At 64.6% G+C, this 10,860-nt stretch carries 10 protein-coding genes; 2 read left to right on the top strand and 8 right to left on the bottom strand.

The window, feature by feature from the left end:
- Positions 1-349 precede the first annotated feature (349 nt).
- The 3 genes from LZ005_RS19860 to lptF are packed head-to-tail and all read right to left on the bottom strand — an operon-like array spanning position 350 to position 2,960.
- Positions 350-724, bottom strand: coding sequence for a sirohydrochlorin chelatase (locus tag LZ005_RS19860; RefSeq protein ID WP_237810248.1), 375 nt, complete (start codon positions 722-724; stop codon positions 350-352).
- Positions 724-1,875 (bottom strand): LPS export ABC transporter permease LptG, encoded by a 1,152-nt coding sequence (gene lptG, locus LZ005_RS19855; protein WP_237810247.1) that lies wholly within the window; start codon positions 1,873-1,875, stop codon positions 724-726. The genes LZ005_RS19860 and lptG overlap by 1 nt, the downstream gene beginning before the upstream one ends.
- A complete protein-coding gene (gene lptF / locus LZ005_RS19850) occupies positions 1,872-2,960 on the bottom strand; it encodes an LPS export ABC transporter permease LptF (RefSeq protein ID WP_237810246.1) in 1,089 nt (362 codons plus the stop codon). The genes lptG and lptF overlap by 4 nt, the downstream gene beginning before the upstream one ends.
- A 90-nt stretch (positions 2,961-3,050) precedes the next feature.
- Here lptF and LZ005_RS19845 point away from each other — a divergent pair, with 90 nt between their 5' ends.
- Positions 3,051-4,547, top strand: coding sequence for a leucyl aminopeptidase (locus LZ005_RS19845; protein WP_237810245.1), 1,497 nt, complete (start codon positions 3,051-3,053; stop codon positions 4,545-4,547).
- Between the two features lie 97 nt (positions 4,548-4,644).
- Here the strand turns inward: LZ005_RS19845 and LZ005_RS19840 are convergent, their stop codons facing one another.
- From LZ005_RS19840 to LZ005_RS19825, 4 genes are read right to left on the bottom strand one after another with little or no spacing between them, the layout of a single operon-like run.
- Positions 4,645-5,082 carry a hypothetical protein gene (locus LZ005_RS19840; RefSeq protein ID WP_237810244.1) on the bottom strand — a complete coding sequence of 146 codons (438 nt, stop codon included), beginning with the start codon at positions 5,080-5,082 and terminating at the stop codon, positions 4,645-4,647.
- Positions 5,083-5,107: 25 nt separating this feature from the next.
- On the bottom strand, positions 5,108-5,572 hold the full coding sequence (locus LZ005_RS19835; protein ID WP_237810243.1) for a CreA family protein: 465 nt from the start codon (positions 5,570-5,572) through the stop codon (positions 5,108-5,110).
- A 1-nt stretch (position 5,573) separates the two neighbouring features.
- Positions 5,574-5,765, bottom strand: a complete 192-nt coding sequence (locus LZ005_RS19830) for a DUF1653 domain-containing protein (protein WP_237810242.1) — start codon at positions 5,763-5,765, stop codon at positions 5,574-5,576.
- Positions 5,765-6,070, bottom strand: coding sequence for a hypothetical protein (locus tag LZ005_RS19825; RefSeq protein ID WP_237810241.1), 306 nt, complete (start codon positions 6,068-6,070; stop codon positions 5,765-5,767). The genes LZ005_RS19830 and LZ005_RS19825 overlap by 1 nt, the downstream gene beginning before the upstream one ends.
- A gap of 275 nt (positions 6,071-6,345) precedes the next feature.
- On the opposite strand from LZ005_RS19825, the gene xth reads away from it, so the two are divergent.
- Positions 6,346-7,116 carry an exodeoxyribonuclease III gene (gene xth / locus LZ005_RS19820; RefSeq protein WP_237810240.1) on the top strand — a complete coding sequence of 257 codons (771 nt, stop codon included), beginning with the start codon at positions 6,346-6,348 and terminating at the stop codon, positions 7,114-7,116.
- On the opposite strand, the gene LZ005_RS19815 is transcribed toward xth, so the two are convergent.
- Positions 7,109-10,729: an EAL domain-containing protein gene (locus tag LZ005_RS19815; protein WP_237810239.1), complete on the bottom strand. Its 3,621-nt coding sequence runs from the start codon at positions 10,727-10,729 to the stop codon at positions 7,109-7,111. The genes xth and LZ005_RS19815 overlap by 8 nt on opposite strands.
- Positions 10,730-10,860: the final 131 nt, after the last annotated feature.

Here is a 10,860-nt window from a genome sequence, read left to right as displayed (position 1 = left end):
TGGGGTCAGACCCCGATCTTCCGCATGGAAAATCGGGGTCTGACCCCAATTTGTTTGCGAGGGAATTCTGCTTAGCCGAGCCAGGTGCGCAGCAAGGTCAGCGCGCCGGAGCCGGCGGCGGCGAGGGTGACGATCAGTAAGGCCTTGCGGCGGGCCAGCGTGGCCGGGTTCAGTTGGTTCATCTGTTGTCTCCGATTTTCGCGTTTGTCTGTACAAGGGCCGGCCATCTGTGGGCCTGGTCCGCTTGTTGATGACTAAATTAGCACGAAAAACTTGATGTGTCTCAAGGATTTCGGAGAATTTTGCGCGAATAGTTGCAAATGCAACAATTTTCGCTTGACACAATCACTCAGACGAGTTTTGGTGCGCTGCAGTAGGCGGCAATCGCTTCGAGCACGGCGGCGTTCTCGCCCACGGCCTCGGCCAGGGCGATCGGCACCTGCGGATGGGCTGCGCGCAGGTCCGCGACCAGCGGCGGCAGGTCGCGCAGCACATGGCCGCCCTGCCCCAGGAAAATCGGCACGATGCTGACGGCCTCGGCGCCGGCCGCAATCGCCGCGTGGACGGCCTCGGGCAGGCGCGGCTCCATCAGCTCGAGGAAGGCCAGGCTCACGGCCGCGTCGGGATTGCGCGCCGCCACCAGCTCGGCCAGGCGCTCAAACGGGGCGCGCCAGGACGCGGAACGGGCCCCATGCGCAAACAGGACAATCGCGCGTTTGCTCATCAGTGGCGCTCCACCCACCACAGCGCCGCCAGTGCCATCGCGAAGAACAGCACCGAGGGCGCCACGGCCGTCAGGAAGGCGGGCCAGGTCGACAACAGGCCGAGGTGGGAAAACAGGGCATTGACCCAGAAGAAGGTCACGCCAATCATGATGCCGATGAAGATTTTCAGGCTGACCCCGCCGCTGCGCGTATGCAGATAGGCAAACGGCAGCGCCAGCGCCATCAGCACGAAGATGGTGAACGGGTCGATGATCTTCTTCCAGAAGGCGATGCGGAAGCGGTCGGTCTCCTGGCGGTTTTCGGCCAGATGGCGCGTGTAGACGGCCAGCTCCTGGGCCGACATGGTCTCGGGCGAGGACGCCGACACCGACAGAATCTTGGGCGTAATTTCGGACAGCAGATCCTTGCTCGGCAGCTTACGCGTGTCGACCACACTGGCCTCGTGCGCAATGCCGTTCACGCCGGCCTCGGCGCCTTTGCCGCTATTGCTGAACAGGGTCTCGGTCACCTCGTTCAGGCGCCAGGTGTTGTTGCCGCGATAGTCGGCGCTGGCCGCCGTCGTCAGCAGGCGCAGGCGAAAACGCGTATCGAATTCATACAGCTTGACGTCCTGTAGCTGGCCCTGGGGGCTGATCTTCTTGACGTTGAAGAAGCGCGAACCGCTGACCTCGCCATTGGGGCCGCGCACGATGTCCTTGGTCCACATGCCGGTGCGGAATTGCTGGGACACGGTCGCGCCCTTGGCCGACAGGCGCATCTCTTCGGCCAGGGTGGCCGTGCGTGGCGTGATCAGCTCGCCGAAGATGAAGGTCACGATCACGAAGCCGATGCCGATCTTCACCAGCATCAGGGCCGCCTGCAGGGTCGACAGGCCGGAGGCGCGCATGATCGTGAATTCCGAGGTCTGCGCGAACTGGGCCATCGTGTAGATGGTGCCGATCAGCGCGGCCACGGGCATCAGCTCGTAGACATGGCCGGGCAGCAGCATCAGCACGTACAGGAAGGCGTGGCCGATCGTGTAGGCGCCCTTGCCGACCGAGGGCAGCTCGCTGGTCAGGTCCATGAAGGCCTGCAGGCCGAGGAAGGCGGCCAGCACGAAGGCCACGGCCTGGGCAATCGAGACGGCGAAATAGCGTTGTAGGATTTTCATAGGCCGGCCTTGGCGCGTTTCAGCGCATTCCACAGCACCAGCGGATGGTAGCGGTGATTCACATTCAGGCGCCAGGCGAACAGGGCCACCACGCACAGGGCCGCGGCCAGGTGCAGCGGCCACCAGCCGAGCGCAAACGCCAGCTTGCCCTGCTTGACGCTGGCTTCGATCACGCGCGTCAGGTTGGCATAGGTGAAGAAGATCAGCACGGCGAAAATCAGATTGGCCGAGCTGCCGGCGCGCGGATTGACGAAGCCGAGCGGAATGGCCAGCAGGATCAGGACCAGGGCCATCAGCGGCAAGGCGATGCGCCACAGCAGTTCGGACATGGCGATGCGGCCGCCATCGGCCAGCAGTTCAAGCGTGGACATCGATTTGGTGGCCTTCTCGGAGCCGAGCACAGGCGCCTTGGTCTGCACGCGCATGCTGTAGCGCTCGAACTCCATCGACTGGAAATCGGCCTGGCCGGGCACGCCCTGATAGCGGCGCCCGTTCTTCAGCACCAGGTAGCGGTTGCCCTTCTTGTCTTCCTCGATCACGCCTTCGCGCGCGACCACGATGGTGTTGCCGTTCTGGTCGACCGTGTTGACGAACACATTCTGCACATTGCTGGTTTCGCCAGTCACGCCTTCGACGAAGAAGATGCGGTTGCTGGCGGCCGATTCGCGGAACTGGCCGGGCGAGACCTTCTGCAGGTCCTCGCGCTTTTCGAAGCGCTCGACGTATTCGTCGTTCTTCATGTTCGCCCACGGCGTCGCCACCAGACTGAGGAAGGCGATCAGCAGCACGATCGGCAGGCCGAACACCAGCACCGGGCGGATCCACTCGCGCAGCGACTGGCCGGAGGCAAACCAGACCACCATTTCGGAGTCGCGATAGCTGCGCGTGACCACGGCCAGCACGGCGATAAAGGCCGTCAGGATCAGCACATTGGGCAGATAGTTAAGGGCGGCGAACGCGATCAGGGCTGCCACATCGCTCGAGGCGACCTTGCCGCCGGCCGCCTTGCCCAGAATGGAAATCAGGGTCCAGGTAGCAAACAGCGTGAACAGCACGGTGAAGGTCGCGCCAGCGGCTGCGGCCATCTCACGGCGCAAAGCTCGTTGAAAAATCATTGGGGATTTATAATAGCGAGCTATGCACTGCGCTATCCATATCGTCAAACGGAGAACCACATGGACTTTAGCATAAAAGCTTACGACGCCAAAAACAGCATCGCCGCCGCCAAAAGCGGTTGCGTGGTCGTGGGCGTGTTCGAAAATAAGAAACTGTCGGCCGCGGCCGACGCCCTCGATGCCAGCGGCGCCATCAGCGCAGCGCTGAAGTCCGGTGATATCAGCGGCAAGCCGGGCAGCGCCCTGCTGCTGCGCGGTCTTGACAAGGTGGGCGCCGCGCGCGTGCTGCTGGTCGGCCTCGGCAGCGCCGACGCCCTCAGCGAGAAAGCCTTCACCAGCGCCGTCCAGGCCGCCGCCAAGGCCTTCACCACGCTCGGCTGCAACGACGCCGTGCTGGCCCTGCCCTTCGACGACGTCAAAGGCCGCGATACGGCCTGGGCCATCCGCAGCGCCGTCCAGGCCCTGCGCGAGTCGGTGTTCCGCACCGACGGCCAGAAGTCCAAGAAGGACACCAGCACCAGCGGCGTGCGCAAGATCACCCTGGCCTGCGCCGCCAATGCCGCCAACAAGACCGCCCTGGCCCAGGCCATCGCCATCGTCAATGGCATGGAGCTGACCAAGGAACTCGGCAACCTGTCGCCGAACGTGGCCAACCCGACCTATCTGGCCAATACCGCCAAGAAGCTCGGCAAGGACTATGGCTTCAGCGTCGAAGTGCTCGAGCGCAAGCAGCTCGAAGCCCTGAAGATGGGTTCCTTCCTGTCGGTCACGAATGGCAGCGAGCAGCCGCCCAAATTCATCGTCATCAAGCACATGGGCGGCAAGCCGAAGGACGCGCCCGTGGTCCTGGTCGGCAAGGGCATCACCTTCGACACCGGCGGCATTTCGCTCAAGCCGGGCCCGAGCATGGACGAGATGAAGTACGACATGTGCGGCGCCGGCTCGGTGCTCGGCACCTTCCGCGCGATCGGCGAACTGAATCTGAAGCTCAACGTCATCGGCGTGATCCCGGCCTGCGAGAACATGCCCTCGGGCCGCGCCACCAAGCCGGGCGACATCGTCACCGCGATGAACGGCCTGACGATTGAAATCCTGAATACCGACGCCGAAGGCCGCCTGATCCTGTGCGACGCCCTCACCTATGCCGAGCGCTTCAAGCCGGCCGCCGTGATCGACATCGCGACCCTGACCGGCGCCTGCGTGATTGCCCTGGGCAACCACAACTCGGGCCTGTTCACCCGTCACGACGAGGACCACGACGCCCTGGCCGACGAGCTGCTGGCGGCTGGCAAGCAGGCGTCGGACACGGCCTGGCGCATGCCCACGGGCGAGCTCTACAACGAGCAGCTGAAGTCGAACTTCGCCGATCTGGCCAATATCGGCGGCCAGCCGGGCGGCTCGATCACTGCCGCCTGCTTCCTCGAGAACTTCACGCGCAGCTACAAGTGGGCCCACATCGACATCGCCGGCACCGCCTGGAAGTCGGGCGCGGCCAAGGGCGCCACCGGCCGTCCGGTGCCCCTGCTGACCACCTTCCTGATCAAGCGCGCAGGCTGATCGGGCCGGAACGAAAAAAATGGCGAACCACGGTTCGCCATTTTTTTTGCCCAGCCTTGCCCACCAGATAAATGGGGTCTGACCCCATTTTTTCTTTTTAGAACACGGGGGTGCCGGCGGTGCCGGCATTGGGCGGGGCCGCCAGCGGGGCGGCGCGCTGCAGCACCACGGTCAGGGTGGCCGGATAGTCGAAGCCGGCGCCGGTCTGCTTGTCGACGTAGTAGCCGATGCCGGCCGTGAGCGCCACATTCGTCCACAGTGTGGTGTTTTCCTTGGAGGCGATGCTCTCGCGCGCCTGCAGCTCGCTGCCCTGGCGGCAGTCGACCTGCAGATCGCCGAAGCTGCGCCGCACGGTCACGCGGCCGGGACTGGTGACAAACCAGCGCCCGAATGGATTGCTGAGCACACAGCCGACGCCGCGCACCTCGCGGTGCTCGAACACGGTCTGCACCTGCAGCGTCTGTTCAAGCGGCTCGGTCAGGGTGGCGCAGCCGCTCAGGGCCAGCGCCAGGCATGGCAGGAAAAACGTCTTCATACCGCTTTAACGGCAGCGCCTGCTGTCATTTGAGGGGAATCGGCGTGGCCGCCGGCACCGGCACCGCCGTCACGCTGTTCTTCGGGCTGCCTTCGATCAGCTTGTCCGAATACACGAGGTAGACCAGGGCATTGCGCTTGGCGTCGACCATGCGCACCACCCGCACATGCTTGAAGAAAATCGAGGCTCGCTCGGTGAACACTTCGTCCTGCTGCGGCACCTTGCCCTTGAAGCTGATGGCGCCGACCTGGCGGCAGGCCACGGACGCGTCGGACTTGTCCTCGACCAGGCCGACCGCGCCCTTCAGGCCGCCCGTCTTGGCGCGCGACAGATAGCAGCTGACGCCGCCGACGAGGGGGTCGTCGAAGACCTCGACCACGATCTTGTGGTCGGGACCAATGAATTTGAAAACGGTGTCGACCGAGCCAATGGTCTCGGCACGCGCGAGCGACAGCCCGAGCGTGCACAACACAGCGAGAATAACGCGCATATCAGTCCTCGATAGGGGCAAAACGGGGCACCAGTGTGCCATCGATTTCGACCATCTCGAAGAAGTTTTCGCGGGTACGCACCCACAGATCGCCCTTGGGAGAGCGATACACGATCATGGGCGACAGATCGGCCTCGTAAGTGGCTTCACCGACGAGTTCGTAAATGCCGCCCTTGTAGTGGCGATAGCGCATCAAGCCTGTTCGGCTTGCTTGGATTTCAGGCTGTTGATGACTTTGACGATGCCGTCGATGCCGTCGGCCTGTTCCAGCCCGCTGAAGGCGGCCAGCACTTCATTGAGTACGCGGTTGCGCACTTCGGCTTCATCCGGGGCCATGCTCTTTTTGCGGGTGGTGGTGGGTTTGCTGTGTGCCAGCGCGGCCTGCCAGATCATCCAGCGGCGCTGCGTTTCGTACACGAGATATTCGTCAGGCTTGTCTTCACGACGGCGGACGATGTGGCCATCTTTGGCGGCCCAGGCTTCAAAAGCACTACGCATTTGTTTTTCCTCTTTCAATGCTTGAGCGCACGTCTCACTGATAAAATGGCAATACTTAATAATATGGCCATCGCCTGCATTCGTCAAATGCGTGACTGCAGTGCGCACGGGTTCGGGGTGCGTTCAAACCAAATCATAGCCGATAAATTTCTCGGTTTCAACAAAACGTTCTCTATCACAAGTTCGTTAGCATTAGTACCAGTTTAAATCGGCAAACTTCCGGGCGAGCTTTAGGCGATAATCGCGTCCTTGTCTGCGCCAACCGCTTGCTCTCTATGAAAATCGCCACCTGGAATGTCAATTCTCTGAAAGTCCGCCTGCCCCACCTGCTCCAGTGGCTGGCCGCCCATCCCGTCGATGTGCTGTGTTTGCAGGAAACCAAGCTGACCGATGACAAATTCCCTGTCGCTGAGATTGAGGCGGCAGGTTACAACGTTGCGTTTACCGGACAAAAAACCTATAACGGCGTGGCGATTCTGGCGCGCGCGCCGATCACGGACGTGGTCAAGAACAACCCGCACTTCCCCGACGAGCAGCAGCGCCTGCTGGCCGCCACCGTCGACGGCCTGCGTTTCATCTGCGCCTATGTGCCCAACGGCCAGGCGGTCGACAGCGACAAATACGTCTACAAGCTGGCCTGGCTGGACGGTCTGAAGACCTGGCTGCAGGCCGAACTGGCGGCCCACGCCACCCAGGGCCTGGCCATTCTCGGCGATTACAACATCGCCCCCGAGGACCGCGACGTGCACGACCCGGCCGCCTGGGCCGGCCAGGTGCTGTGCTCGGACAAGGAACGCGCGGCCCTGCAGGCCTTGCTCGACCTCGGCCTGAGCGACGCCTTCCGCCTGTTTGAACAGGCCGATAAATCCTTCAGCTGGTGGGACTACCGCCAGCTCGGCTTCCGTCTGAACAAGGGCCTGCGCATTGACCACATTCTGCTGTCGGACGCGCTGCGCGCGCGCTGCACGGCCTGCAGCATCGACCGCGAACCGCGCAAGTGGGAACAGCCGTCCGACCACGCACCCGTGGTCGCCACGCTCAGCTGAGCTGCTCGAGCAGGGCCGCGGCCTGGGTGGCCGGCTGCGGCTGGGCAAACAGATAACCCTGGGCAAACTGGCAGCCCTTGCCGCGCAACAGGGCGAACTGGGCCTCAGTCTCCACCCCTTCGGCCACCACGGACAGCTGCATGCTGTCGGCCAGCGCAATGATCGCGCGTACGATCGCGCGGTCCTCGGCGCTGTGCTCGAGGTCCTTGATGAAGGCGCGGTCGATCTTCACCTTGTGCACGGGGAAGCGCTTCAGATAGGCCAGGCTCGAATAGCCGGTGCCGAAATCGTCGATCGACAGCGGAATCCCCATGCCATTGATCTGGCCGAGAATCTCGAGCGTCTGCTCGCCGTGCTGCATGACGGCCGTCTCGGTGATCTCGAATTCGATCATGTCGGGCGCAATCCCGGTCTCGTCGAGCGCGCGCCGGATCGAATCGATCAGGCCGCGGTGCATGAACTGGCGCGCCGACAGATTGATCGACAGCGGCACCACGGCCAGGCCCGCTTGCTGCCAGGCCAGAATCTGGCGGCAGGCCGTTGCGATCACCCACTCGCCGATGGCGACGATCTGGCCGTTGTCCTCCAACATCGGAATGAACTGGTCGGGCGTGACCAGGCCGCGCTGCGGGCACTGCCAGCGCAGCAGCACCTCCATCGCATGCAGCTGGCGCGTGCGGATATCGATAATCGGCTGGAAATACAGCGTGAACTCCTGGCGCTGCAGGGCCCCGCGCAGGCTCGACTCGAGCTCGAAATGCTGGGCCGCCACGAGGTTCATGCGCTGGGTGAAGAACTGGAAGTTATTCCGCCCGCTGGCCTTGGCGTGGTACATGGCGGCGTCGGCATGGCGCATCAGGGTATCGACGTCCTCGCCGTCGTCGGGATAGACGCAGATGCCGATCGAAGGCGTGATGTGCAGCATGCGCTCTTCCAGCGGGAAGGGGGCGGCCAGCGCGTCGATGATCTTCTCGGCCACCATCGTGCTTTCCTCGCCGCTGCGGATGCCCGGCACCAGCACCACGAATTCGTCGCCGCCCAGGCGCGCCACGGTGTCGCTGGCGCGCACCGCGCGGCACAGGCGGCTGGCCACTTCCTTCAGCAGGCGGTCACCCGTGTGGTGGCCGAGCGAATCATTGATGGTCTTGAAACGGTCGAGGTCGAGGAACATCACGGCCAGCTTGCGCTCCGAGCGCTGCACGGCCAGCATGGCGCGGTCGAGCCGGTCGGCCAGCAGCGCGCGATTGGGCAGACCGGTCAGAGAATCGTGGTAGGCCATGTGGTGCACGCGCGCCTCGGCCTGGCGGCGCTCGAGAATCTCGCCCTGCAGCTGGGCGTTCGCCCCGGCCAGCTCGGCCGTGCGTTCGGCCACACGCAGCTCGAGTTCGTCGCGCGCGCGCCGCACGGCCTCGGCCGCCTCGCGGCGCTGGGTCACATCGTCGACCAGCCAGACCGAGCGCCCGTGCGGCTGGGACGGATCGAAGGGCCGGCCCGACAGGCGCGCCCAGAAGCGCGTGCCGTCCTTGCGCACCAGCTGGTGCTCGGACATGTTGACGCGTCCGGCCGCGAAATCCTCGCGCGTCTGCGCGCGCGCCGCCTGCCAGGTGGCCTCGTCCGGATACAGGGCGCGCACCGGCAGGCCGCGCACCTCGCCCGGCCCGTAACCGAACAATTCCTCCATCTTGGTGTTGCAGCGCAGATTGCGCCCATGCTCGACCACCGAGATCCCGAGCACGGCCGAATCGAGGATGGCCTGATTTTCCAGCAGCGCATTGCGCAGCGATTCCTCGGCGCGCTTCTGCTCGGTGCGGTCCTCGATGATCCAGATCGTGCCCTGGGTCGGGTCGGCCGGGTTGACCACATACGCGATCAGCTGGGCCCAGAAGATGCTGCGGTCCTTGCGCAGCATCGGCATCTCGTGGTGGAAGGGTTTGGCCTGGGACAGCAGCGGGAAGGCCAGGCGGCTGACTTCGGCATAGTCCTCGTCCGAGCAGTACAGCGCCCGCCCCGGCAGATTGCGCGCCTCCTCGCCCTCGTAGGCGAACATATCGGCAAAACCACGGTTGTAGCGCGTGATCAGGCGGTTCTTGGTGAACAGGATGGCGATCGAGGCATTCGTCATGATCGCCTGCACTTCCATCAGGGTCTCGCGCGAGGCCGTCACGTCTTCCAGAATCCAGATCGTGCCATTGCCCGAGCGCGCGTCGTCGATGGCCTTGGCGCGCACGCGGCACCAGAACTGGCTGCCGTCCTTGCGCCGGAATTCCCATTCGGCCAGTTCGAACAGCTGCCCGCTGCCCAGCAGCGGCCCGGCCAGCTCGCCGAAGCGCGCATACGCGCTGGCCGAGGTGAACACCTCGAGCGCGCGCAGGCCGACCATCTCCTCGTGCGTATAGCCAAACATCTCGGGCACGCGCGGATTGAATGAGCGCATCAGGCCATTGTGGGTGAACAGGATGCCGACCGAGGCATTGTCGAGAATCGCCTTCTGTTCGAGCACCAGGCGGCGCGTGGCTTCGTCGGCGGCGCGCTGGGCGCTGCGGTCCTCGAGGATCCAGATCGCGTCCTGGGCATTGATCGCATACAGGTAGGCATGGGCCCAGAAACGCTGGCCGTCCTGGCTGCACATCTCCAGTTCGGCGCGGTAGGCTTGGCCGGACACCAGCATCGGCGCGGCCGCCGCCATCAGCTCGGCATAGGCGAGCGCGTCGGGGAACAGGCGGCGCGTGTCGAGCCGCGCGCCCTCCTCCGGACAGGCGAACAGGCGCGCGAAATGCTTGTTGTAGCGCACGATGTGGCCGTCGCGCTGAAAGCCGATGGCCAGCGGCGCATTGTCCATCAGGGCCTGGATCTCGCGCACCGAGCGGCGCAGCTTGTCCTCGGCCAGGCGCTTGTCGTTGATGTCTTCCAGAATCCAGATGGTGCCGCCCTCGGTGTGCTCGGGGTCGATCGCATGGGCGTACACGCGGCACCAGACCAGGCTGCCATCCTTGCGCATGAACTGCCATTCGGTGTGGAAGGATTTGCCTGCGGCCAGCAGCGGCGAGGCGGCCTCGCCCAGGGCCTCGTAGCTGGCCTCATCGGCATAGATGGCCAGGCCGGCCTGGCCTTCGAGTTCGCCCGGCGCATAGCCGAGGATGTCGGCGGCGCGCCGGTTGCAATGCTGGATCACGCGCTGGCGCGAGGACAGGATGCCGACCGCCGCGTTGTCGAAGATGGCGCGCTGTTCGAGCAGGGTCTGGCGCAGCGCGGCCTGGTCCTGCTGGATGCTGCGCAGATCGGAAAACACCAGGGTGGCGCCGGCGATGCCGGCCTGGGCTGGCAGGGCCTTGGCGCACACCTGGACGCTGATGGCCAGGCTGCCGACCTGCAGTTCGCTGTCCCAGCGCGCCTCGTGCGCGCGCAGCGCGGCCAGCTGGGCCTCGGCCGGCGCCCATGCGGCCGGCGCGAACAACTGGGCGAGCGTGCTGCCGCAGGCGTCGTGGCCCAGCAGTTCAGTCAGCGCCGGGTTGACGGCGAGGATGGCGCCGAAGCGGTCGCAGGCACAGGCCGGCAGGCCGATCAGCCCGAGGGCTGCGGCCAGAAAGTCGCTGTTGAAGGCTCCCCGATCCATGTCCTGCCTGACTCCCCGCCGTTTCTGTCGACGGCGTCGCTGCCGATCATAGCCTGAAACGACCGAAAGTCTAAGTTTTTTGGCGGGGAATCGGTAAAAGCGCCACGGGCTGGCGCCACCGCTCCGCCAGG

Origin of the sequence: Massilia sp. TS11 (assembly GCF_022012445.1) — a bacterium.
Taxonomy (GTDB): Bacteria; Pseudomonadota; Gammaproteobacteria; order Burkholderiales; family Burkholderiaceae_D; genus Telluria.
Note: the sequence above shows the minus strand (reverse complement) of the source record. Positions and strands in the feature narration are given on the sequence as shown.